Origin of the sequence: Paenibacillus sp. JCM 10914 (assembly GCF_001315105.1) — a bacterium.
Classification (GTDB): Bacteria; Bacillota; Bacilli; order Paenibacillales; family Paenibacillaceae; genus Paenibacillus_AQ.
On sequence record NZ_BAZR01000034.1, the window covers coordinates 33,154 to 56,352 of the forward strand.

Sequence of the window (23,199 nt, forward strand, 5' to 3'; positions counted from 1 at the left end):
ACAAAGCAAGCTTCCCCTAGCCAATGTCTAATGGCTGTTGGGGTTGCTTGCTTTTTCATGTTTAGTTCAAGTCGATCAGGAATGCAGAGTTGGAGGCCCCGGCAAATACGATGGTGCCGTTCTCCGGTAAGGTGACGGTATTCTCGCCGCTGGCTACGGTGAAGTTCACGCATATGCCTTGCTCGTTGTACACCGCGAATGCGCCGTGGAACGGCATCTTGACGGTCATCGTTTTACCCGCTGCTGCTTCCGGTACCGTGTACCATTTAGCATGGCCATTCGGCTGGAGGGTTACGACCGATTTTTTGCCGGCATACAGTGGGGTCACGCTGTCTTCGCTTACGAAGAGGCTTCCCGCCGCTTCCAGATACTCCTGTCCGTCTTGGTTATAGAATTTGAATACGGACGTATCACGGCTACCTGTACCAGGAACTTGATGATCGCTGAAAGCCGTGTTCGGGTCAATGAGTTTTTTATCCAGCATATAGCCTTCGAGGCCCGCTGCGGTGTTGATCTCTAACACAGGTTTTTGAATAAGGTACATCAGAGAAGTGTATTTTTCATTCAGCGGATAGAAGGTTTTTCCTTCACGTGCCACCCATGCCGCTTTTGTCTCTCCCGTTATTTCATGACTTGCAAGCTTCTCTCCAATATATTGCGAGATCGCCAGCTGTCCCAATTCCGGAATGGCTACATACTGTCTCGCCCACATGTAGGTGCGTTCATTCTTCTCTGTGACGAAGCTAATCTTGATACTGCCATCCTCACTGACAAATGTTCCGTCTTTCGTGTAAACATATTTCTCTGCCGGATATTCGGGCACAATCGGTACAGTAATCAGCAATTCGCCTTCCTCGGTAATATCGGCTTTCATCTGTTGATTTGTAGCCCCGTAGTATCCCGCGTGCTTGGACACATCGCTCGGCATATCAGCCTTAACAGGGGTACCGAACGATTTTTCCGGCAGGAATTCATCAATCGTACCGTTGTCTTTCAGTGCGTGTAACAGCAGCTCATTGGCGAGTAGCTGGTTGGTGGCGCTTGAACCCCCGGAAGACAGTACAGCCGCCGCCATGTTTTGCTCTGGCAGCACGACCAAGGAAGCATGATACAGAATGGTATCGCCGCCTTTTGTTACGGCTTTTATATCATATTGATTGAACGGGAACAATTTCACACTATCCCAGCCCAGGCCATAATCAAGAGAGTTGTCGGCATCTTCCGGCCATATTCCTTTTTTGTACTCATCTTGCTCCATGGCCTTTATGGACTTCTCCGAGAGAATGCCTGTCGCTTCTCCGGTAAAGATGGTGGAGAATTTCAACAAGTCCTCCGCAGTGGAGTAGATCCCGCCTGTGCCGATGACGTTAATCACTTCATTAGGTAGTTGTGCTGGACTTGTCGGGAAATAAAGCCCTGGCAACTTGCTCGCGTCCAGCTTTTCTTGCGATGTTTTGGTGTTGTTCATTTCGAGCGGTTTTGTAATGGATTGATGGATGAATGCGGTGTAACTCATGCCGCTTACACGTTCAACCAGTATCTCGGCAAGCGTAAAGGAATCATTGCTATAAACCGAGTATGCACCTGGATCAGCTTTTAGATTTTGCGTCGACAACTGCGCTAACAGTGAATCGTGTGCATAGGTATCATTATCCTCAAATAGGAAGGCGTTGCGAAGACTCGAGCCTTGAAGACCGGAGGAATGGTTGAGCAGCATGCGCGGCGTAATCTTGGTGTACCGCTCATCCTTCATTTTGAAATCGGGTATGTACGAAACGAGAGGCGTATCGAGATCGATCTTCCCGTCATCTACCAATTTCATAACGGCTACAGCGGTGAACACCTTGCTCGTAGAACCGATGCCGTATAGGGTATCTTTAGTCAACGGCTTGGTGCCTTCGGCATCGTTCACACCGGCTTGACCCGACAGTTTCACGGTTCCGTTATCGATGAGGGCGTATTGGACGCTGGTTGTACCATAAGTTCCGGTTAATAAGGCAGCTTTCTCAGCGGCGATCTTCTCCAGATTTCCGCCGACTGTACCCGTCTTGCTGTCATCGGCTGCCATAACCCCGGCAGGAATGAGCATCGAGACCGTGAGCAGAGAAACCAGTAAACGCGATAGTCTTTTCTTCAATGAATACCTCCTTAAAGATGAATGTCTTACTTAGTACGATTTACCAGCCGAAAAGGTTCAAAAAATATGACAAATTTGAAATTATTATTGAATTTCGTCCATAAAACAATAAAGCACGCCCGATATATCAACCATTCGGCTGACACTATCAGACGTGCTATTGGGGCTTGTTGAATATCTAACTTAGTGCAATGATCAGACCAGAAGTGGTACCGATTAAACAGCCGGCCAAACAATCGGAGGGATAATGAAAGCCAAGAGAAATTCTTGAGAAGGCAACGGTAAGTGCAATAAATATCAATAGCACGGACAGCCAGGGCATAATGAACAGAAATGGCGTGATGATAGAAAATATGGCTGTTGAATGACCGGAAGGGAAAGAGTGATCCTTCATCGGTTTTTTCTCGAATCGCACTTGCTCCAGCGCAAGGTATGGGCGAATCCGCCGCATCTTTCGCTTAATAAGGGCGGTTATGATGAAGCTAAGGACCAGTGCGGCAAAGCTCTGCCATCCCATCACATTCCAAGGCTCTGGTGCGAATAACGCTATTGAAAGTGTTAGCACAATGGTAAAGGTAGCTCCCCCCATATGGGTGACCAGCGAGAGCAAGAAATCCACCGTTTTGTTGCTGATCTTCCGATTGCACCAGCGGAACAGAAGGCGGTCATGCTGCTGAAGCCAATCCATCGAACGAGTTAACATTGTGAACAGAACACCTCACATTATATTTTTGTATACTTGCGGGCCTGTCGTAAGGATATAAACCGAATATCTGTGTCGTGGGCACCTTGTCGCAGGACAAGATGCTTACATACGACAGTATACAGGAGATTTGTTAAGTGTGGGTACGAAATGGGAGTAAAATTTCATGAAATCGTATGTTTGTAAGCAAAATGATCATCCATAGTGGCATTTTCACAAATGAAACGGGATGACAGGTCGACTCGTCAAACCATTACTCCCGTGAATGTTTCCATGTAATCGCGGCACGGAATCCGATATAATGAGAACATCTCACTTTTTAAGGAGGGTCTAGATGAAATTTCGCGTATCTGCTGTGCAGTATCATCTGCATACGATTCAATCCTTTGAAGATTTTGCCCACCAGGTGGAGCATTATATACGGACTGCAGCTGAATTTGAGACCGACTTTGTATTATTTCCGGAATTCTTCACCACGCAGCTTATGTCGGTTGGAGACAAGACAGGCAAGGCATTAACGATCAATGATCTACCGGACTTTACGGACCGTTACCGCGAGCTGTTTCAAGGCTTGGCGAAGACATATAGCATTCATATTGTAGGAGGGACCCACGTCATACGCCGTGAACAAAAGTTGTACAATGTGGCACATCTTTTCTACCCCGATGGTCGTATCGCGGAGCAAGCCAAGATCCACATTACCCCTGCGGAGATTACAGGATGGAATATGGGCGCAGGTGAAGGACTAGCGGTGTTCGAGACGGAATTTGGCACCATTGCTATGTTGACTTGTTATGATATTGAATTTCCGGAGATCGTCCGGATGGCCAAGGCCAAAGGAGCCGATGTGATCTTTTGCCCTTCCTGCACAGATGACCGCCATGGCTTTCATCGCGTACGTTATACAAGTCATGCCCGTGCGATCGAGAATCAGGTCTATGTTGTACTGACCGGAACCGTCGGTTCCTTGCCGACAGTGGATCTGATGCGGGCTAACTTTGGCCAAGCGGCCATCATTACACCCAACGACATTCCCTTCCCGCCGCAAGGCTTACTGGCCGAAGGTGAGCTTAATAACGATATGATCATTACGGCCGATCTCGATCTGGAGTTATTGTATCAGGTAAGGGAGAAGGGCTCGGTCACGACATGGAGAGATCGACGCACGGATTTATATCCGGATTGGCAATAATGGGATACAAGTAAAAAAATATCATGTCAGGAGGTACAAGCTCATATGGCAGGATATCACCAGCCTTTCTATGTTTATGACGGCACCGAGCCGGTGTCGGCCGTCATTCGCAGGTATACACCGGACGACTTTGAAGAACTCATCGTTATCCAATCCGAGACCTTTCCACCCCCATATCCTTCGGAGCAATGGTGGAACACCGAGCAGTTGAGTCAGCACGTGAGTCGGTTTCCCGCAGGAGCCTTATGCGTGGAAGTCAATGGTGTCCTGGCAGGCTCGATTACCTCGCTAATCGTTAATTATAATCCTGCTGAACCTGCCCATTCCTGGGCGGATACAACCGATAACGGCTATATTCGCACACATCAGCCAGACGGAAATACGCTCTATATTGCCGATATATGTGTCAGACCACGCTTTCGCAAGCTGGGTCTTGGCAAATGGCTCATTCAGGCGCTCTATCATGTGACCGTTGAGCTCGGTCTTGAACGGCTGCTCGGAGGCGGAAGAATGCCGGGTTACCACCTTCATGCAGCTAAGATGACAGCTGAGGAATATTTAGATGCCGTTGTAAGGGGGAAGCTTAAGGATCCGGTCATAACCTTCCTTCTGCGCTGCGGACGAACCCCAGTCGGCGTTGCAGCGCATTATCTGGATGATGAGGAGTCCTGCCATTATGGGGCTTTGATGGAGTGGAGAAATCCGTTCAAAGGAGAAGGATCTATTATATCATGAAGGGGAGTTACCCATGGAATATATTCGTATTACAAGCATAGACGATCCGTTGTTTCTCAAAATGCACAACTTGATGAAGGAAGTATTCCCGCCGGAAGAGGTGCTGGAGTACGGTTTATGGAGAGAACCGCTGGAAGATCCGGGCATTCGGGTATTTGTTGCCTTGTATGACGGTGAAGTCGTAGGGACAACGGAATACCGGTATTACGAGGATTGGAATGTGGCGATGACCGACTTTACGATCATTGGACGGGAAGGGCTGGGCATTGGACGATTCCTGGCGCAGCATCGCCTGCAGGATCTGCATGCACTGGCTGCAGCGAACGGCAAAGTGCTATTCGGCATGTTCGCCGAAATTTATGATCCTTATCGGGTTCAGGACCATGCGTTCGGCGGGGTAAAGCCGATGGATCCGTTCGTTCGTCGCGAAGTATTGTCGCACCTTGGTTACAAACGCACAGATATTCGCTATGTGCATCCGTCCTGGAACAATGACGGCGAAGCGGTGAGCGGACTGGATTTCTGTTTTATGCCGGGCGACGATACGGTGACTGAGTTGCCGGCAGAGCTGATCGTAAACTTCCTGAAGCGATATTACGCCGTACTGCCCGAGAAACCGCAAGCTTGGAACGAGATGGTGGCGAAGCTGGAAACACAGCAGAGCGTACCACTGCTGCCGCTGTAAGTTTACGTTTCATTCATGTCTGATTCATAGGGAATCAGGCATGTTTTTTCCTTATAACGTTCCATGGCGACAAGGATTGAGATCCTATGGTAACGGTCAGAAGTATGATCGGAGGGCAATATTATGGCGAGAAGGAACGTGGCGTTTGGGGTAGGCATCAGTGTAGTCTTGATTATCCTGCTTACATTCATATCGTTTAGCCTGCGTTCGGATCAACCGATGTCTGGTGAGCAGAAGATCGCGGCCAATTACGTGGAAGCACGCGGTTACAAGATAGTGAGCAGTCCGAGTGAGCCCTTCACTTACACTTTAGAGAAAGCTCTTCTTAATCCTGACAACGGCCAATTACCTTATATTCAGATATGGGGCGTGCAATCCATCGATCCGGCAGCCTACTTCGGTAAAGAGATTACGTCTCATTCCTTTATCGTCTCCGGCCATCCGTTGGATGCTATGTACGGCACGCATACAGCCCTGCAGGTGATGATGGCGGAGGGGAAGGTAATAGGGGGCACTTCTTTCCCTGATCGCGATGATTTAGCCGGCGCCCCCTATGCTCTAGATGGGAGAACGCTGGAGGATGTTATAGGGATAAGTTTCAGTGAGTGGCGCAAGCAATGGGCAGAGAAATACGACGAATGATTTTGAAATAATTTGACCTTTGCCCCAATCCTCATTTGAATTGCAAGGCTATACTGGATATAGTAATACAATAGGTAAGGAAAAGAGGAACGAGCATGAACGACCGACAACAAGTGAGCATCCGTCTTCATAGCCTTCACGCGGGAGAGAATACGGTGCAGGAGCTGCCTGCAGAGGCGTTCGCCAAAGGGAATGCGCTGTATATTCGCTATACGGAACCTGCGCTTGGTCCGCATCAAGGAGAGACCCGGGCGATGCTCAAGCTGACGGAGGACGAGCTTAAGCTGATCCGTCACGGCGAAGTTGAATCCGAGCAGGCATTTCAGCTGGGCCAGCGCTTGCCGGGGTACTATCGCTCCCCGTTCACTTCATTTAAACTGTCTACGCACACCCAGCGACTGGAACTAGAGCTTGAGGGCATGTTCGGACGTGTGGCCTGGGCGTATGATTTATATGTGTTTGACGAGTTATCGGGACACTTTTCTATTAGTTTGACTATTCAGGAGGCACATGAATCATGACAATGAATCCATTAGATCACATTAACGGGCTGGTAGCTGAAGGGGTTGCGGACGCAGCTGTGGCTGCAGGGCTGGTCACCCGTGAGGAGCTGCCCGCCATTACGCTGGAAGTTCCCAAGGATAAGTCGCACGGCGACTTGGCCACGAATATCGCAATGCAGCTAACGCGCATTGCCAAGAAGAATCCGCGGCAGATCGCCGAGGATGTTCTGGCGCATCTCGACACGGAGAAAGCATCTATTGAACGAGCGGAAATTGCCGGACCCGGATTTATTAACTTTACCTTGAACAAGGGATACCTCTATCCAATCGTACCCTTGGTCCAGGAGCAAGGGGAGAACTACGGACGAATTGCGACCGGCAAGGGACAAAGGGTCCAAATGGAGTTTGTCAGCGCGAATCCGACGGGAAGCCTGCATCTGGGACACGCACGCGGGGCAGCCGTAGGCGATGCGCTGTGCAACGTATTGGATTACGCAGGCTACGAAGTGACGCGGGAATATTACATTAACGACGCGGGCAACCAAGTTGTGAATCTGATCAAGTCGCTGGAGGCTCGTTATCTGCAGGAGCTGGGCCAGGACGCCGACATGCCGGAAGACGGCTACCACGGCGAGGATATCAAAGGGTTCGCTAAGGAGCTGGTTGCCGAGAAGGGGGATTCGCTGCTGTCCATGGAACCGGGCGAGAGAACGGCGTTTTTCCGTCAGTTCGGGCTGGAGAAGGAATTGGGTAAGATCAAGCGCGATCTGAATCGGTTCCGCGTTCATTTTGACGAGTGGTTCAGCGAGACCTCCTTGTATGAGAACGGACTTGTTGAGAAGTCATTGGACGAGCTGAAAGCCAAGGGTGAAGCGTATGACAAGGACGATGCGGTGTGGCTGCGTACGACGGATTATGGCGATGATAAAGACCGCGTGCTTGTTAAGAATGATGGCACGTACACCTACCTGACTCCAGATATTGCTTATCATCGTAATAAATACGAGCGGGGTTATGATCGCATGCTCAACATTTGGGGTGCGGACCATCATGGCTATGTGCCGCGTATGAAGGCCGCGATGGAGGCGCTTGGGAATGATCCTGCGAAATTAACGGTGCTAATCGCCCAAATGGTCAGCTTGTTTCAGGACGGCGAGAAAGTGAAGATGTCCAAGCGTACCGGTAAAGCGGTCACGATGGAAGATCTGATGGATGAAGTGGGCGTGGATGCGATCCGTTATTTCTTTACCATGCGCAGCATGGATTCGCATCTGGATTTTGATATGGATTTGGCGGTATCCACGTCCAACGAGAACCCGGTGTTCTATGTGCAGTATGCTCACGCACGTATTTGCAGCGTATTCCGTCAAGCAGACGAGCAAGGCGTGAGCTTGTTGCCGCTGTCTGACGTGAACTTGAGCGTGCTTACGGCTGAGCATGAGTACGATATTCTGCGCAAAATGGGAGAACTCCCGCAAGAGGTGTCACTCGCTGCGGAGAACTATGCTCCGCACCGACTTATCCGTTATGTGTATGAGCTGGCCTCCCTATTCCACAGCTACTACAGAGCGGAGCGGGTCATTACGGAAGACGCAGAGCAAACGCAAGCCCGGCTTGCCCTTCTGGGCACTGTTCGCACGGTCATTGCCAACGTGTTGCGCCTTATGGGCGTGTCCGCTCCAGAGAAGATGTAGCGTTGTTCACAAGCCCACAACAGGCTACTATGGCCGCCTTCCAGATGGAGAGGCGGCTCTTCTATATCGTATAAGCTGAATTATAGCTTCATACCCTCACGTAAGAACTTAAGGGCGTTAATCTCACCATCCATGGTGCTGTATCCTTTTTTTAGCCTCAAGGGGGAGGACGTGCGGCGTAGAAGTGTTTTGATGGAGGCCAATTTCAGATCCGGTTTCTGGGCAAGCAGTAGAGCGATAGCTCCACTGACATGGGAAGTGGCCATTGAGGTACCGCTCATTTCATGGTACTTGTTATGAAGCCAGGCCGATACGATTTTGTCTCCGGGGGCATAAATATCCACGAATTGCCCACGATTACTGAAAGCCGGGATTCTGCGATTACGATCCGTTGCACCCACCGAGATGGTCTGAGGATAGCGGGCGGGGTAATCAGCCGTTCTGCGCTTGCCGTCATTGCCAGACGAAGCTACGATGATGACGCCGGCCTGGTTAGCCTTAGTGACGATATCAAGCAGAGTCCGGCTCCGGGTTTGCATGCCAAAACTCATATTAATGATGTCAATATCGGCACGGACACACCAGTCGATCGCCAGTATTATATCGGACACAAACGCTGACCCGTTTTGATCGAAGGCTTTGACGGGATAGACAATAGAGCGTGGTGCAACGCCTATCATACCTTGTGTGCTGTTGGCAGCTGCAATGGTACCTGAAATATGTGTGCCATGACCATTGTCGTCATGCGGGGGCATATTCCGATGAACGAGATTAATGCCGCGGGTTAACGAGTATTTCAGATCCGGATGAGTAAAATCGACGCCGGTGTCAATGACAGCAATCTTGATGCGGTGCCCTGTCGAGATTGACCAGGCTGGGGAGCTTTGATTTGTTTGATCCCCCATGGGATACCGGTTAACTTTCCGACACTGCCCTGTACAGCGTGAATATGAAGCTGGTGATCTTCCTCCACCATCAGATCGTGCCGAAATTCTTGTTCAAGCTTTGTGGTATGGGTGACTGGGGCAATGATGGTGTGGGTAAGCGGCGAGATACGGATCGAGCCCGGCAAAGACCCTCTCCCGGTAAGGCGACTCCATTCACTAATGCAATCCTGGTACAGATTAGGGTCGTGGAACGTAAGCAGCCGCCGCTTCTCTGCCCGAGCGTTCCGCATAGGGTTCGTCTCCGTAAGTAGTGATTGCATGATCCGGGTGTAGTCCATATGTGGCAATCTCCCTTCTCGATGAACCATTGCTTCAGTATTGTATGAGCTGGGGAGAGCGCCCGAATGGGATGTTGCCCTTTTTCCGGGAAATAGGCCCTGTTTCTCGTGTCAAAGCGGCATGGCGAACATAAGATACATGGAGAGAGCGTCAAGGTTCTCTTTTCTAACCCGTAAGGAGTCGATCCTTGGGGCGGGTACAGTCAGAAGGCGGAGAGGTGGTCTCCGTCTTTTTCTATTTCTGTTGCGGATGGGAATGGCTTGTTGCGGCGGCCATGGGCACACGTGTTTAACGAGTGGACAAGCGATGGATTAAAACTTGATTTTTATGTCTAAATAGGTTTTACTTAGGTTTGATAATGGATATGTTGAGGATATGAACGTGAAGATTGTGTGAGAGGAAGTGTGCGTTAGTGAGTAATCCGCTCAATTTAAAGATCGATCCAGAGAAGATTCAGGAAATCCCGATGGTGGACCTGGCTTTCATGGTTCTGAAGGCGGCGAATACGCCGTATTACTACCGTGACCTGATGAACGAGGTGGCTAAGCTTCGTGGCTTTACAGAAGAGGAAATTAACGAAACGATTGCCCAGTTATATACAGAGATCAATATAGACGGGCGCTTTGCGTGCGTTGGAACGAATCTGTGGGGGTTGAAGCGCTGGTACCCGCTTGAGAAGTCAGAAGATCCGATTGCGAACGCCAAGCGTCCGCGGATCATCAATGATGAAGATGACGATGATGATGACTTCACGGATGAAGAGGAAACCTACAGTGCCGATGACACGGAAGAGGATTACGATAATCTGAATGAAGATGAGGATCATGATGATGATCTGTATTCCGAAGATGATGACACCGAAGAAGAAGTGGATGAAGATGTCGTTATCGATGATGACGATATGGATGATGAGGATTCGGAAGAAGAAGAGGAAGAAGAGGAAGAAGATTTCGACGAGGACGAGCGGAATTAATTACAACCTGCTGTCGTCTTGTTAGCCTGTCGGCATAACTTATCGGCTGTGATATTACCTGACCGTAAATTGGGGGATTTTGAGGTTTGTTCTTCTCTTGACAAGCGGACAAGGCACAGAGTAAACTATTGCTTGGGCTTATGATTGTGGATTAAATATGTTTAATATAAAAGCGCCCCGTTATTTATTCGGGGCACTTTTTTTTGTTTATATGAGCCGTGTTGGAGGCGACCAGGCCTGCTTGGCATGATACTTCGACAAGCTCTTAGTGAAGCATCAGCTTTTTACGTTTGTTTATAGTGCTTTGAGGTCAGCTCGCTCACCATTAAGGGTGGCGAGCGATGCTTTTTTGTTGGTCCCTCTGATGAATCAGGGGAAAACGGGTTAGGATAAACATCATATGTCGCCTGAAGTTATGGAGATTATATAGGAGGGTTTTTAACAGTGACAAAGTATATTTTTGTAACAGGCGGGGTCGTGTCATCTCTCGGGAAAGGGATTACCGCCGCTTCGCTCGGCAGATTGCTCAAGAACAGAGGGCTCAAGGTAACGATACAGAAATTCGATCCGTATATTAATATCGATCCGGGAACCATGAGTCCTTACCAACATGGCGAAGTGTTCGTTACAGATGACGGAGCTGAGACGGACCTTGATCTGGGTCATTACGAGCGGTTTATTGATATCAATCTGTCGAAGAATAGCAACGTGACAACAGGCAAAGTATACTCTTCTGTCATCAGTAAAGAGCGTCGCGGTGAATATTTGGGCGGTACGGTCCAAGTTATTCCCCACATCACGAACGAAATCAAGGAACGCGTATTCCGTGCAGGCCGGGAGGCGGGTTCGGATGTCGTCATTACGGAAATTGGCGGCACGGTAGGGGATATCGAGAGCCTTCCATTCCTTGAAGCGATTCGTCAAATCAAGAGCGATGTCGGTCGTGAGAACGTCATGTACATCCACGTAACCCTCATTCCATATATTAAGGCAGCTGGTGAAGTGAAGACCAAGCCGACCCAGCATAGTGTTAAAGAACTCCGCAGCATCGGTATTCAGCCTAATGTAATCGTATGCCGCACAGAACACGAGCTTTCAACCGAGATGAAAGCGAAGATCGCGCTCTTCTGCGACATCGATCCGAATGCCGTCGTTGAATGCCGTGATGCTTCTTCTCTCTATGAAGTTCCGCTTAATCTGCGTGAGGAAGGTCTGGACGAGATTGTAGTAAATCATTTGAAGCTGACGACACCAGCGCCAGACATGAGCGAATGGGAAGACCTCGTTGCGCGCGTGACCAAGCTTACGAATACGGTTGAAATCGCGATCGTCGGCAAGTACGTTGCGCTGCACGATGCATACCTTAGCGTTGTAGAGTCATTGTCCCATGCAGGATTTGACGCTAATACGGAGGTCAAGATCCGCTGGGTGAATGCCGAGGAAATCACGCCGGACAATGTAGAGGACCTGCTGCAAGGGATTGGAGGTATTCTTGTCCCAGGCGGCTTTGGCGATCGTGGTATCGAAGGTAAGATCAGTGCAATTCGTTATGCCCGTGAACGCAACATTCCGTTCTTTGGAATCTGCCTTGGCATGCAGGTTTCCGTCATTGAATATGCTCGTTCCATTGTCGGCTTGAGCGGAGCGAATAGTTCCGAGATTGACCCGGCTACGGAATACCCCGTCATTGATCTTCTGCCTGAACAGAAGGATATCGAGGATCTGGGTGGCACGATGCGTCTTGGACTCTATCCATGCAAACTCGTTCCAGGCTCCCTCGCCGAAGCTTGTTATCAGGACGAACTCGTCTATGAAAGACATCGTCATCGGTATGAGTTCAATAACCAATACCGCGAAGATATTGAAAAAGCAGGTTTACGTATTTCCGGTACCTCGCCGGACGGACGTCTGGTTGAGATTGTGGAGCTTCCTGAGCACCCTTGGTTCCTGGCCGTGCAATTCCATCCGGAATTCACCTCCAGACCGAACCGTCCGCAGCCGCTTTTCCGTGAATTTGTGAAAGCTTCTATTCAACATTTGGCCTAACCCATCGATATATAAGAACCCGAGAGAGCAAATCTCTCGGGTTTTTTTGTCATGAAAGAGTAAGTTGCATGCTAAGGACAGGCCTCTCTAGCCGGATTTCATCTTTTTTCCCTACTTTTTTTATGTGAGGAAGGAATTCGACATCTGCAGGCGAATACAGATAATGGTCGGTTTATGGTATCGATAGGAAATTTTGAGTTTGCGTACTCATTGCACGATAAGTGTCGGGAGGGTAAAAGGATGAGCAAACAGAGCAAACACAAGGTGCTGATTGTGGATGACCAGAATGGAATTCGCATTCTTCTTGTAGAAGTGTTTAGCAGTGAAGGATATGAGACATTTCAGGCGGCGAATGGTAAGGCTGCCCTTGAGATTGTGAAGTTGCATGTGCCAGATTTAGTGCTGCTCGATATGAAAATTCCTGGAATGGACGGGCTCGAGATTTTGAAGCATATTAAGCAGATGAACCCGGAGATCAAAGTCATTATGATGACCGCCTACGGCGAGCTTGATATGATCAAAGAAGCTACCGATCTTGGGGCTCTAATGCATTTTACCAAACCGTTCGATATTGACGAGATGCGTCAGGCGGTCAATATGCAATTGAAAGGAACCGCCAACAACCTTGGCTAAACGATGAATTCTGCTCACGGGGCGGAATTCTTTTTTTTGCCAATATAGTCTGGAGAGGCACTCTATTCTAGGAAATGCTTGTTTAGTATTTATGACGCGTTGTGGTATAATAAATCCGTATGCAATAACGGATAGAATTTATAGACAAACCAAGCATCTTTAGGAGGATGAAACCATGCCATTAGTATCAATGACAGACATGCTCAACAAAGCACTTCAAGGTAAATATGCTGTTGGTCAATACAACATCAACAATCTGGAGTGGACCTATGCAATTCTTGAAGCCGCTGAACAAGAGAAATCACCGGTAATTCTGGGTGTTTCCGAAGGCGCTGCACGTTACATGGGCGGATTCAGCACCGTCGTTCATATGGTGAAAGGTCTGATGGAGGATCTGAAGATTACAGTTCCTGTCGCTATCCACCTCGACCATGGTTCAAGTATAGAGAAATGTAAAGAAGCAATCGATGCTGGGTTTACTTCTGTCATGATTGACGACTCTCACAGCCCGATTGATACCAATATCGAAACAACGAAACAAGTCGTTGCCTATGCTCATGCCAAAGGCGTTTCCGTTGAGGCTGAGGTAGGCATGGTCGGCGGACAGGAAGATGACGTAATTGGTGACGTTATGTACGCGAAGCTTGATGATTGCGTGCGCATTGTGAACGAGACAGGTATCGATACGTTGGCTCCTGCCCTCGGATCTGTACACGGTCCATACAAGGGTGAACCTAACCTTGGATTCAAAGAAATGGAAGAGATTCGCAATGCGGTTAGTCTTCCGCTGGTTCTTCACGGCGGTACAGGCATTCCTACCCACGATATCAAAAAGGCCATTTCCCTTGGTACTTCCAAGATCAATGTAAATACCGAGAATCAAATTTCGTTCACGAAAGTGGTTCGTGAAGTGCTGGATGCTAAACCGGAAGCTTACGATCCTCGTACGTTCCTTAAACCTGGTCGTGAAGCAATCAAAGAAACGGTAGTTGGCAAGATGCGCGAGTTCGGCTCGAGCAATCAAGCTTAATTCCCACATCGCTTGGCGCACCTAAGAAGATATCTTAGGATGCCTTATGTTCTTGAAGATGAAATGGAAAGTACACCGCATAGCCGGTGTTTTTCCATTTCATTTACTAAGATGTCAGATACGATGAGCGATGGTGAACTTCGCGACCTGATATCACCCAAGTAAATAAACTGATAGATGCGGTCTGTCATCCTTGAGTAACGTCGAAATTCAGACGTTTTTCTTATAATGACCGCCGTTAGAACCATTTCCGGCGTGAAGTGATGTAGGGGGACCCGAAAGCTTATGGAAAAATTGATGATCAGCGGTGGACGACCACTGCGTGGCACGGTTACGATCAGCGGTGCCAAGAACAGTGCCATTGCGTTAATTCCTGCCGCAATTCTGGCAGAGTCGGAAGTCGTACTCGATAACTTGCCGCTACTCAGTGACGTAGCTGTTTATGCTGAGATTTTAGAGGAATTGGGTGGCCAAGTTTCATGGGAAGGCAATCAGATGAGAATTGACCCGTCTGATATCAAATCTATTCCGATGCCGAACGGACCTGTTAAGAAACTGCGTGCGTCCTATTATATGATGGGCGCAATGCTGGGAAGATTTAAAGAAGCTGTTATCGGCCTGCCGGGCGGCTGCAACTTTGAACCGCGTCCCATTGATCAGCACATCAAGGGTTTTGAAGCGCTGGGCGCTACCGTCACGAATGAACACGGGGCGATTCATCTTCAAGCCAAAGAGCTTCGCGGTGCGAAGATTTATCTGGATGTCAGCAGTGTGGGTGCGACGATTAACATTATGCTGGCGGCTGCTAAGGCCAAAGGCTCTACCATTATCGAAAATGCGGCAAAAGAGCCTGAAATTATAGATGTAGCAACGTTACTTAATTCGATGGGAGCTATCATTAAAGGTGCTGGTACCGAGACAATCCGGATTGAGGGCGTCAGTGAGATGCACGGCTGTCGCCATTCCATCATTCCTGACCGGATCCAGGCTGGAACCTACATGATAGCAGCTGCTGCAACACGCGGCGATGTATTGATTGACAACGTCATTCCCAAGCACCTTGAAGCTCTAACGGCGAAGTTAATTGAGATGGGCGTAGGTATTGAGGAACTGGATGAGAGTATTCGCGTCATCGGTAAAGAACGCTATAATCATGTTGATGTGAAGGCGCTCATATATCCTGGATTTGCCACAGATCTTCAGTCCCCGATGACCATTCTCTTAACGCAGGCGGAGGGAGTCAGCGTGCTTAGTGATTTTGTATATAGCAATCGGTTTAAGCATGTGCCCGAACTGGTGCGCATGAATGCGAAGATCCGCGTGGAAGGGCGCTCTGCCATTATTGAGGGAGGGCCGCTGAACGCGGCCAAGGTCAAGGCAACGGACCTGCGGGCAGGTGCCGCGCTTGTGATTGCCGGCCTTACGGTTCCCGAAGGGGTAACGGAGGTTAGCGGAGTAGAATTCATCGACCGAGGATATGACCATCTAGTCACCAATCTGCGTCTGCTAGGTGCAGATGTGTGGCGGGAGACAGAGGAAGAATGACTTTTTTATAGTTCAAACGGGGGATTATGCGGGCTAGACTGCATATCTCCCTTTGATTTGGGTAATGCTCCTAGTAGTGTCCTCATAGAATAATAGACTTCAAGATCAGCATAGGATTGCTGTGACAGAAACAAAAAATTGAATAGGTGGTTATTTAATGGATTTGCAAATTTCCGATTTGGAAGGCATGAAGCTGACGGATCTGTATAAGCTGGCCAAGAAGCATCAGATTCCTTATTATGGTCAGTTGAAGAAGAAAGAATTAATATTCGCTATTCTCCGGGCGCAGGCAGAACAGAGCGGCTTAATGTTCATGGAGGGCGTGCTGGAGATTTTGCCAGAGGGATATGGGTTTCTTCGACCGATTAATTATCTTCCCAGCACCGAGGATATTTACATCTCGGCATCCCAGATACGAAAATTCGATCTGCGAACTGGAGATCTCGTATCAGGCAAATGCCGAACACCGAAAGAAAATGAACGCTATTTTGGGTTACTGCAAGTAAATGCCGTCAATGGTGAGAATCCATCTGTGGCAGCGGAACGTTTACACTTCCCAGCCCTGACTCCTCTTTATCCGCAAGAAAAGCTAGTTCTGGAAACATCCCCTAATCACTTATCAACTCGCATCATGGATTTGCTGGCCCCAGTAGGCTTAGGACAACGCGGTTTGATTGTAGCACCGCCGAAAGCAGGAAAGACGCTCCTCTTAAAAGAAATTGCCAACAGTATTTCAACCAATCATCCAGAAATTGAACTGTTTGTACTACTTATAGACGAACGCCCTGAAGAGGTTACCGATATGCAGCGATCTGTTAAGGGAGAAGTTGTGGCTTCTACGTTCGATGAGCTTCCGGAGAATCATATCAAGGTAGCGGAACTGGTGCTTGAGCGGGCGTTGCGTTTAGTTGAGCATAAGAAGGATGTTGTTATTCTGCTGGATAGTATCACGCGTCTGGCCCGTGCGTATAATCTGGTCATTCCTCCATCAGGCAGAACGCTTAGCGGCGGTATCGACCCTGCGGCATTCCATCGCCCGAAGCGCTTCTTCGGTTCTGCCCGTAATGTGGAAGAGGGAGGAAGCCTGACGATTCTGGCTACAGCCTAGTTGAGACGGGGTCGAGAATGGACGATATCATCTATGAAGAATTTAAAGGTACGGGTAATATGGAGCTGCATTTGGATCGGCGTTTTGCGGAACGTCGCATTTTCCCAGCGATTGATATCCGACGTTCAGGTACCCGGCGTGAAGAGGTGCTCTTGAAGAAGGATGAGCTGGATACCATCTGGGCGATCCGTAAGAATATGAATGATTCGGCTGATTTTGTAGAAGGCTTTCTCAAAAAAATGCGCGACAGCAAGACTAACGCCGAGTTCTTGGCTGCTTTTGATGTGAATGCTGCCAGCACCTCATCAGGAAGCCAGAGCCAAGCAGCCAGACGGCCATCGCGCCCTTCCGCAGCGACGGCTCCACAGAGCTAAGCAGATCATACAGCGGAGAATAGGAGATCAACATGTATTTGGTTTATGCAGATGAACAAGGCAACGTATATGACCATACCGAGCTGTTCGGGCTTGCCCGCAGTGGGGATATGATTGTTGAAATATTGGAAGACGAATTAATACCGCTGCCGGAGGGGGCGACGCTTGTCGGATTGCCGAGCACGCGTGCGGTCGGCATGGATCCGGATACAGGTGAGATGATGCCGCTTGAGCGTGGTTATACCGCAGTTGGAGCGCTGCTGCCCCAAGGCTATACCCGACTGGGATTGCCCGGTTATGTCAAGTCGGATAAAGACTACAAGCTGCCACTCTTTGGTTATTCAGCGGTGGTATGGAAAGAGGGTTCTTTTTATACAACAGCTCGCTTAACCGATGATCCGGAGAAGTGGAATCCAGTCAATTGTGACCTGAATGATCTGGAGCTTGGGGTGAAGCGATTAACGGAGAAGTATCCGGAGAACCGGCTTTACGAGCATTTATCGAATTGTGCCCTTGGGTATGAATGCTTAACGGCCTCCAATACGTTTTTGAACCGCTGGGAAGGAGCCGTACCGGTCTCTTATTCCTGTAACGCAGGGTGCTTCGGATGTATTTCCGAACAACCGGATGATAGCGGCTTCGTAGCGCCTCAGACCCGTATGAACTTTAAGCCAAGAGTAGATGAGTTGGTACAGATTATGCTGGAGCACCTGAAGACGCCCGAATCGATCATCAGTTTTGGCCAAGGTTGCGAGGGAGAACCTTCCACCCAGGCGAAGATTATCATTGAAGCTATGCGAGAAGTGCGTTCTCAGACGGATATGGGATACATTAACATCAATACAAACGCGGGGCTGACCGATTTTATCCGTGGTATCGTCGATGTCGGTCTTGACCTTATGAGGGTCAGCACGATCAGCGCACTTGATGATCACTATAATGCGTACTATAAGCCGCGCGGATATACACTCGCGAACGTTGAGAAATCGCTTCGTTATGCTACAGATCAAGGGGTATACACCTCTATCAACTATCTGATCTTCCCAGGAGTGACCGATCGCGAGGAGGAGTTGGAAGCGATGATCGAATTTGCTCGCCGTACGGGACTCAAGCTCATTCAGCTCCGTAACTTGAACATTGATCCTGAAAGTTATCTGGGTCTGATTCCTCCGGCCCAGGGCGAGATCCTGGGGATGAAGCAGGCGATCGAGATCATGCAGGAAGAGCTGCCCGATGTTGTCATCGGCTCCTATACTCACGTTCCGCCTGCAGGTCAGGCAAGACCGAAGAAGAAGCCGTTGATTCTATAATAGAACGTAGCAAGATCGTGCTGGTGATTTAGGCATAGCTCTTGCGCAAATACCATACGCGTGCTATACTCCACTTGTATGTCCACATAACTCTGGGTCCGCATGAGGCTCAGGGCGAAAAAGAGGTGAAAGGTACAATGAATCAACAAATTCAACCGAAATATCACGTGACTACAGTGACTTGCGCTTGCGGTAATACGTTCGAGACAGGTTCTGTAAAACCAGATCTTCGTGTAGAGATTTGCTCGAATTGCCATCCATTCTTCACAGGTAAGCAGAAATTCCTGGACGCTGGCGGTCGTGTTGATAGATTTAAGAAGAAATACGGTATCTAATACAACGAACCTTTCTGCCTATGGCGGGAGGGTTTTTTTGTTATAGGAATGTCCTTGTTGCAGGGCACTTGTTTCGTTAAGTTGCAATTTTGATAGCCATGCGATATACTAAAGTTCGCCGTGCTAGACGGGGAGGTAGCGGTGCCCTGTAACTCGCAATCCGCTGTAGCGAGGTTGAATTCCTGTTAGAGGTATTGTCGATGTGAGGCTGGTCCCTGCACATAATGTTGACGGTTGGGTCCTCCGCAATGAGCACTTGTGAACCTGGTCAGGTCCGGAAGGAAGCAGCCATAAGCAAGATCGCTTTTGTGCCGGAGGGGTGCCTAGCCCGAGTTGTTGTTCAGGATTGCCGCTCGGATCGCAATCATCAATAACAGGTGCACGGTATACATACATCACTTTGACACTTTTACCTTGAGGGTAAAGGTGTTTTTTATTTATCTGGATATAGATTTCCAGTGAAACGTTTTGCTAAGGCAGGGGAAAGTAGTATAAAATGTAGTATAATATAAACGTCAACTGACGCCTTTCTTGAATGGATGATGTAGAGGTTGAAAGAGGGTAAGTACAGTGGAACATATTGCGTTATATCGTGCATGGCGGCCGCAATCGTTTGGTGATATGGTGGGTCAACAGCATATTATCCAGACCTTGCAGAATGCGATTCGTGAGCAAAGGGTCTCCCATGCCTACCTGTTCAACGGTCCGCGTGGCACAGGTAAGACGAGTGCCGCTAAGATTTTGGCCAAGGCGGTGAACTGCGAGCAGGGACCTGCTGAGGAGCCGTGCAATGAATGTGAAGCCTGCCGGCGTATTACCGCTGGTGCGGTGATGGATGTGCAGGAGATTGATGCTGCATCCAACCGCGGCGTCGAAGAGATTCGCGACTTGCGGGATAAAGTCAAATACGCACCGACTGAAGTGCGCCGCAAGGTCTATATTATTGATGAAGTACACATGCTGACGACGGAAGCGTTCAACGCTCTTCTGAAGACGCTTGAAGAACCTCCGGCACATGTGATGTTTATACTGGCAACAACGGAGCCTCATCGACTACCGGCAACGATCATCTCTCGCTGTCAGCGGTTTGACTTCCGGCGCGTCTCGCTGGAGGAACAAACAGGCAGGCTAGAGCGTATTTGTGGAGAGGAAGGGATCACTGCCGAGCAGGGGGCCCTTCAGTACATCGCCCGTCTGTCGGATGGTGGTATGCGCGATGCGCTTAGTATTTTGGATCAGATTGCATCTTTTACCGGTGGCACGGTATCCTATCAACAGGTCCTAGAAATGACGGGCGGTATCGCCTCCGAGCAATTTGGACGACTGGCAGGCGCCTTGAAACAGGGGGATGCAGGGCTTGTGCTGCAGATGGTCGAACAGTTTATGCAAGAGGGTAAGAGCGCGGACAAGTGCATGGAGAATCTCCTGTACTACTTCCGTGATCTTCTGATGATCAAAATGGTGCCCCAAGCAGATAAACTGACAGACCGTGTACTAAATCCAGCTGAATTCCAAGAGATGGCGAATGCTTTCAGCCGAGATGAACTGTTCCAGATGATCGATACGCTGAATCGCTATCAGAGCGAGATGAAATATGCCTCACAGCCACAGACGTTGTTTGAAGTTGCGCTGCTTAAGCTGTCAGGTATTACGCAACCCTCTGCTGGAGCAGGCAATAATTCTGCTCAGAATGCAGTGGGAGCTGGAGAATTGGCCGAGTTGAAGCAGCATGTCGCCTCGCTTGAGCGGAAGTTGGAGCGTTTGATGCAGAATGGTGTGCCTGCGGGGAATCAACGAGAAGCGGCTAAGCCGACTCGAGCCCCAGCACCGAAAGTGGCATCAACGGCTAAAATTCCGCAGCACATGGACCAGTATGTTTCATCAAGATCCGGTGAGGATTTTACAACTATCACGAGGCAGTGGGCTCAAATCCTCCAGAATGTGAAAGAAGAGAAGGTCACTGTGCATGCTTGGTTGATGGACGGAGAGCCGGTATCGGTGTGGGAGGACAATGTCCTGGTTGCCTTTAAGAACAACATCCACCGTGAGACAACCGAGAAACCAGCCAATAAGCAGGTTATTGAAGGTGTGCTGGAGAGAGCCTTCTCGAGGCCCTACCGATTGGTTACCATGATGCTTCGGGATTGGAGCGATGCCGTCGAAGGCGCGGGCAAGCCGCAAGCGGAGGAACTCCAGCTGGAACATGAGGAACCGGATGCAGCAACCGGTGATAAGAAACCCTGGATTGATGAGGCGATCCAGTTATTTGGTGAAGACCTCGTTGTCATAAAAGACTAGCGCGTATATACGTGCACTCTATTATAAGGAGAGATCACTCATGAACAATATGAACCAAATGATGAAGCAAGTGAAGAAGATGCAGGAGCAAATGCTGAAGGCCCAAGAAGAGCTCGCAACCAAAACCGTTGAAGGTTCATCCGGCGGCGGCGTGGTTACCGTTGAAGTAAGCGGCCATAAACAAATCCTGTCCATTAACATTAAACCGGAAGCCGTAGACCCGGACGATGTTGAGATGCTTCAAGATCTGATTATGACAGCGGTGAATGATGCACTCGCCAAAGCCGAGGAGATTGCGAACGCTGATATGGGTAAATTTACAGGCGGCATGAAAATCCCGGGCTTGTTCTAATCTAATCTAGAAGGAGTAGTTACATTTGTACTATCCTGAACCGATCGCGAAGCTCATTGACGCCTTTACGCGACTGCCGGGTGTGGGGCCAAAGACGGCCGCCCGCCTGGCTTTTCATGTTCTGAACATGAAGGAAGACGATGTTATTGATTTTGCTAAAGCTTTAGTTAGTGTCAAAAGAAATCTGCATTTCTGCTCCATCTGCTGCAATATTACCGACACCGATCCCTGCCGTGTATGTCAGGACAAGACCCGTGACGCATCTGTGATCTGCGTCGTTCAGGATGCGAAGGATCTGGTCGCCATGGAGCGTACCAAGGAGTTTGACGGTTATTATCATGTCCTGCACGGGGCGATTTCGCCAATGGAAGGAGTCGGACCGGATGAAATCCGTCTGAAGGAGCTGCTCACTCGTCTAAGTGATGAGCGAGTGAAGGAGCTGATTCTGGCGACGAATCCGAACATTGAAGGTGAAGCTACCGCGATGTACATATCGCGCCTTGTTCGTCCCTTTGATATTAAAGTGACCCGGATTGCGCACGGGCTGCCTGTAGGCGGCGACTTGGAGTATGCGGATGAGGTAACCTTGTCCAAGGCGCTTGAAGGACGACGGGAATTGAACTGATTCATTACATGTAATTGGAATGACCAACGAGTCTTCGGAGGCAACTCTGACGGCTCGTTTTTTTGTGCTTATCATATGCCGATGGTAGAAAGAAAAAGATCAGGTTCTAAGTTTGTCCTCTTCTCGATATGAATGATACAGACAGTCTTATAGACGGTGTCATTCAATAGATGGGGGCGTGAAGGGAATATGAGAATCTGGCGCAAAAAAGCGAATAAGAAGGAACAAGAAGTGTATATCACTTCGGAAGAACAGGAGCAGATGTGGTCGGTCTATATGGATGTACAGCGATCCCAAATGGAATGGGAGAGAGCGCATCTACTGTTTCAAGAGGCAAGGGGGCAGGATCAGATCGACTATGCCATATATATGTTGGAGGCTGCCGAGCGTAAATATCAGATGAATTTGAAACAAGCGAAGCAGCTTAATCTGGACGGAGCCCATATGCAATATTTAGAGAATAAGCGAGAGAGCAGTTGATTGGATGAAAGAAAGTAGAGTTCTAGGTAAGGAGGAGAGTAAATGAAATTAATCGTTATGGGCGTTCTGTGTATCTCACTCATGTTGCTTGTCTATGTGGTCTTCAGAAGAAAACTGGGCTTTGGCTGGCTGACTGTGTTCGGTGCTCATTTAGCGCTTTCGGCGCTTGCGATTTATGTTGTGAATTATACGGGGATAGCGGCAGAAACATACATCCCTTTAAATCCAATGACCATAGGTACCGTTATGGTGTTGGGGTTACCTGGTGTTGCACTATTGGTTGGATTGAAAATAACTCTGCTAGGGTAGTTGACTTGGAGCTATATTATATGATACATTAATGTTCGCCCGTTTGATTGAGGGCAGTCAGATTTACGAATTCAAGCAGTTTAATAGTTGAAAAATTAATCAAAAAAACTTCTTGACCGATGACAAGACGATATGATATATTATTAAAGTCGCCGCTGAGATGCGGATGACAAAAATAATATGATTGATCTTTGAAAACTGAACAACGAGTGAGTTAAGCGAAATCAAGAATGTACAAGCCTTGGCTTGTTACTTGGTGGAGCA

The 23,199-nt window shown here is 48.9% G+C and carries 20 protein-coding genes, 1 other RNA gene and 2 pseudogenes; 20 read left to right on the forward strand and 3 right to left on the reverse strand.

Going from position 1 to position 23,199, the window contains the following annotated elements; all coding sequences use genetic code 11:
• Positions 1 to 61: 61 nt before the first annotated feature.
• Together JCM10914_RS24400 and JCM10914_RS24405 are read right to left on the reverse strand one after the other, a co-directional pair.
• Positions 62 to 2,137 carry a serine hydrolase gene (locus JCM10914_RS24400; protein WP_023965870.1) on the reverse strand — a complete coding sequence of 692 codons (2,076 nt, stop codon included), beginning with the start codon at positions 2,135 to 2,137 and terminating at the stop codon, positions 62 to 64.
• Positions 2,138 to 2,315: 178 nt separating this feature from the next.
• Positions 2,316 to 2,840 carry a phosphatase PAP2 family protein gene (locus tag JCM10914_RS24405; protein WP_023965872.1) on the reverse strand — a complete coding sequence of 175 codons (525 nt, stop codon included), beginning with the start codon at positions 2,838 to 2,840 and terminating at the stop codon, positions 2,316 to 2,318.
• Between the two features lie 334 nt (positions 2,841 to 3,174).
• Here JCM10914_RS24405 and JCM10914_RS24410 point away from each other — a divergent pair, with 334 nt between their 5' ends.
• The 6 genes from JCM10914_RS24410 to argS all read left to right on the forward strand — a co-directional run bounded on the left by JCM10914_RS24410 (position 3,175) and on the right by argS (position 8,291).
• Positions 3,175 to 4,032 (forward strand): carbon-nitrogen hydrolase family protein, encoded by an 858-nt coding sequence (locus JCM10914_RS24410; RefSeq protein ID WP_023965874.1) that lies wholly within the window; start codon positions 3,175 to 3,177, stop codon positions 4,030 to 4,032.
• A gap of 45 nt (positions 4,033 to 4,077) precedes the next feature.
• Positions 4,078 to 4,767: a GNAT family N-acetyltransferase gene (locus tag JCM10914_RS24415; protein WP_023965876.1), complete on the forward strand. Its 690-nt coding sequence runs from the start codon at positions 4,078 to 4,080 to the stop codon at positions 4,765 to 4,767.
• Between the two features lie 13 nt (positions 4,768 to 4,780).
• Positions 4,781 to 5,452 (forward strand): GNAT family N-acetyltransferase, encoded by a 672-nt coding sequence (locus JCM10914_RS24420; RefSeq protein ID WP_023965878.1) that lies wholly within the window; start codon positions 4,781 to 4,783, stop codon positions 5,450 to 5,452.
• 123 nt (positions 5,453 to 5,575) lie between these two features.
• Positions 5,576 to 6,094 (forward strand): hypothetical protein, encoded by a 519-nt coding sequence (locus tag JCM10914_RS24425; protein WP_023965880.1) that lies wholly within the window; start codon positions 5,576 to 5,578, stop codon positions 6,092 to 6,094.
• Positions 6,095 to 6,189: 95 nt separating this feature from the next.
• Positions 6,190 to 6,615 carry a DUF1934 domain-containing protein gene (locus JCM10914_RS24430; protein WP_023965882.1) on the forward strand — a complete coding sequence of 142 codons (426 nt, stop codon included), beginning with the start codon at positions 6,190 to 6,192 and terminating at the stop codon, positions 6,613 to 6,615.
• The gene (argS, locus tag JCM10914_RS24435; protein WP_023965884.1) at positions 6,612 to 8,291 is read left to right on the forward strand and encodes an arginine--tRNA ligase; all 1,680 of its coding nucleotides are present in this window, start codon (positions 6,612 to 6,614) and stop codon (positions 8,289 to 8,291) included. The genes JCM10914_RS24430 and argS overlap by 4 nt, the downstream gene beginning before the upstream one ends.
• A gap of 80 nt (positions 8,292 to 8,371) precedes the next feature.
• On the opposite strand, the pseudogene JCM10914_RS24440 reads toward argS, so the two are convergent.
• Positions 8,372 to 9,516, reverse strand: a pseudogene (locus tag JCM10914_RS24440) (S8 family serine peptidase).
• 413 nt (positions 9,517 to 9,929) lie between these two features.
• Between JCM10914_RS24440 and rpoE the strand changes: the two are divergent.
• From rpoE to JCM10914_RS24505, 14 genes and pseudogenes are all read left to right on the forward strand, one after another.
• Positions 9,930 to 10,490, forward strand: a complete 561-nt coding sequence (rpoE, locus tag JCM10914_RS24445) for a DNA-directed RNA polymerase subunit delta (RefSeq protein WP_023965888.1) — start codon at positions 9,930 to 9,932, stop codon at positions 10,488 to 10,490.
• Between the two features lie 444 nt (positions 10,491 to 10,934).
• Positions 10,935 to 12,536, forward strand: coding sequence for a CTP synthase (locus JCM10914_RS24450; protein WP_023965890.1), 1,602 nt, complete (start codon positions 10,935 to 10,937; stop codon positions 12,534 to 12,536).
• 240 nt (positions 12,537 to 12,776) lie between these two features.
• Positions 12,777 to 13,169, forward strand: a complete 393-nt coding sequence (locus JCM10914_RS24455; protein WP_023965892.1) for a response regulator — start codon at positions 12,777 to 12,779, stop codon at positions 13,167 to 13,169.
• A gap of 175 nt (positions 13,170 to 13,344) precedes the next feature.
• A complete protein-coding gene (gene fba / locus JCM10914_RS24460) occupies positions 13,345 to 14,199 on the forward strand; it encodes a class II fructose-1,6-bisphosphate aldolase (protein WP_023965894.1) in 855 nt (284 codons plus the stop codon).
• 285 nt (positions 14,200 to 14,484) lie between these two features.
• Positions 14,485 to 15,744, forward strand: coding sequence for a UDP-N-acetylglucosamine 1-carboxyvinyltransferase (locus JCM10914_RS24465; protein ID WP_023965896.1), 1,260 nt, complete (start codon positions 14,485 to 14,487; stop codon positions 15,742 to 15,744).
• A gap of 157 nt (positions 15,745 to 15,901) precedes the next feature.
• Positions 15,902 to 17,226, forward strand: a pseudogene (rho, locus tag JCM10914_RS24470) (transcription termination factor Rho).
• A 32-nt stretch (positions 17,227 to 17,258) separates the two neighbouring features.
• On the forward strand, positions 17,259 to 18,536 hold the full coding sequence (locus tag JCM10914_RS24475; RefSeq protein WP_023965902.1) for a radical SAM protein: 1,278 nt from the start codon (positions 17,259 to 17,261) through the stop codon (positions 18,534 to 18,536).
• A 137-nt stretch (positions 18,537 to 18,673) separates the two neighbouring features.
• Entirely contained in the window at positions 18,674 to 18,871 is a 198-nt protein-coding gene (rpmE, locus tag JCM10914_RS24480; protein ID WP_023965904.1) for a 50S ribosomal protein L31, read from the forward strand.
• 118 nt (positions 18,872 to 18,989) lie between these two features.
• Positions 18,990 to 19,256, forward strand: an RNA gene (gene ffs / locus JCM10914_RS28630) — signal recognition particle sRNA large type.
• A 185-nt stretch (positions 19,257 to 19,441) separates the two neighbouring features.
• Positions 19,442 to 21,169 (forward strand): DNA polymerase III subunit gamma/tau, encoded by a 1,728-nt coding sequence (dnaX, locus tag JCM10914_RS24485; RefSeq protein WP_023965906.1) that lies wholly within the window; start codon positions 19,442 to 19,444, stop codon positions 21,167 to 21,169.
• Positions 21,170 to 21,209: 40 nt separating this feature from the next.
• Entirely contained in the window at positions 21,210 to 21,521 is a 312-nt protein-coding gene (locus JCM10914_RS24490; RefSeq protein ID WP_023965908.1) for a YbaB/EbfC family nucleoid-associated protein, read from the forward strand.
• A 25-nt stretch (positions 21,522 to 21,546) separates the two neighbouring features.
• The gene (recR, locus tag JCM10914_RS24495; RefSeq protein WP_023965910.1) at positions 21,547 to 22,146 is read left to right on the forward strand and encodes a recombination mediator RecR; all 600 of its coding nucleotides are present in this window, start codon (positions 21,547 to 21,549) and stop codon (positions 22,144 to 22,146) included.
• A gap of 189 nt (positions 22,147 to 22,335) precedes the next feature.
• Positions 22,336 to 22,626, forward strand: a complete 291-nt coding sequence (locus JCM10914_RS24500; RefSeq protein WP_023965912.1) for a hypothetical protein — start codon at positions 22,336 to 22,338, stop codon at positions 22,624 to 22,626.
• Positions 22,627 to 22,668: 42 nt separating this feature from the next.
• Positions 22,669 to 22,935, forward strand: a complete 267-nt coding sequence (locus tag JCM10914_RS24505) for a pro-sigmaK processing inhibitor BofA family protein (protein WP_023965914.1) — start codon at positions 22,669 to 22,671, stop codon at positions 22,933 to 22,935.
• Positions 22,936 to 23,199: the final 264 nt, after the last annotated feature.

What these genes read in the sequence shown, in the direction of transcription:
- JCM10914_RS24405 (WP_023965872.1), bottom strand. Translation starts at nt 2,840, where the DNA reads ATGTTAACTCGTTCGATGGATTGGCTTCAGCAGCATGACCGCCTTCTG.
- JCM10914_RS24410 (WP_023965874.1), top strand. Translation starts at nt 3,175, where the DNA reads ATGAAATTTCGCGTATCTGCTGTGCAGTATCATCTGCATACGATTCAA.
- JCM10914_RS24415 (WP_023965876.1), top strand. Translation starts at nt 4,078, where the DNA reads ATGGCAGGATATCACCAGCCTTTCTATGTTTATGACGGCACCGAGCCG.
- JCM10914_RS24420 (WP_023965878.1), top strand. Translation starts at nt 4,781, where the DNA reads ATGGAATATATTCGTATTACAAGCATAGACGATCCGTTGTTTCTCAAA.
- JCM10914_RS24425 (WP_023965880.1), top strand. Translation starts at nt 5,576, where the DNA reads ATGGCGAGAAGGAACGTGGCGTTTGGGGTAGGCATCAGTGTAGTCTTG.
- JCM10914_RS24430 (WP_023965882.1), top strand. Translation starts at nt 6,190, where the DNA reads ATGAACGACCGACAACAAGTGAGCATCCGTCTTCATAGCCTTCACGCG.
- argS (WP_023965884.1), top strand. Translation starts at nt 6,612, where the DNA reads ATGACAATGAATCCATTAGATCACATTAACGGGCTGGTAGCTGAAGGG.
- JCM10914_RS24455 (WP_023965892.1), top strand. Translation starts at nt 12,777, where the DNA reads ATGAGCAAACAGAGCAAACACAAGGTGCTGATTGTGGATGACCAGAAT.
- fba (WP_023965894.1), top strand. Translation starts at nt 13,345, where the DNA reads ATGCCATTAGTATCAATGACAGACATGCTCAACAAAGCACTTCAAGGT.
- JCM10914_RS24465 (WP_023965896.1), top strand. Translation starts at nt 14,485, where the DNA reads ATGGAAAAATTGATGATCAGCGGTGGACGACCACTGCGTGGCACGGTT.
- JCM10914_RS24475 (WP_023965902.1), top strand. Translation starts at nt 17,259, where the DNA reads ATGTATTTGGTTTATGCAGATGAACAAGGCAACGTATATGACCATACC.
- rpmE (WP_023965904.1), top strand. Translation starts at nt 18,674, where the DNA reads ATGAATCAACAAATTCAACCGAAATATCACGTGACTACAGTGACTTGC.
- JCM10914_RS24490 (WP_023965908.1), top strand. Translation starts at nt 21,210, where the DNA reads ATGAACAATATGAACCAAATGATGAAGCAAGTGAAGAAGATGCAGGAG.
- JCM10914_RS24500 (WP_023965912.1), top strand. Translation starts at nt 22,336, where the DNA reads ATGAGAATCTGGCGCAAAAAAGCGAATAAGAAGGAACAAGAAGTGTAT.
- JCM10914_RS24505 (WP_023965914.1), top strand. Translation starts at nt 22,669, where the DNA reads ATGAAATTAATCGTTATGGGCGTTCTGTGTATCTCACTCATGTTGCTT.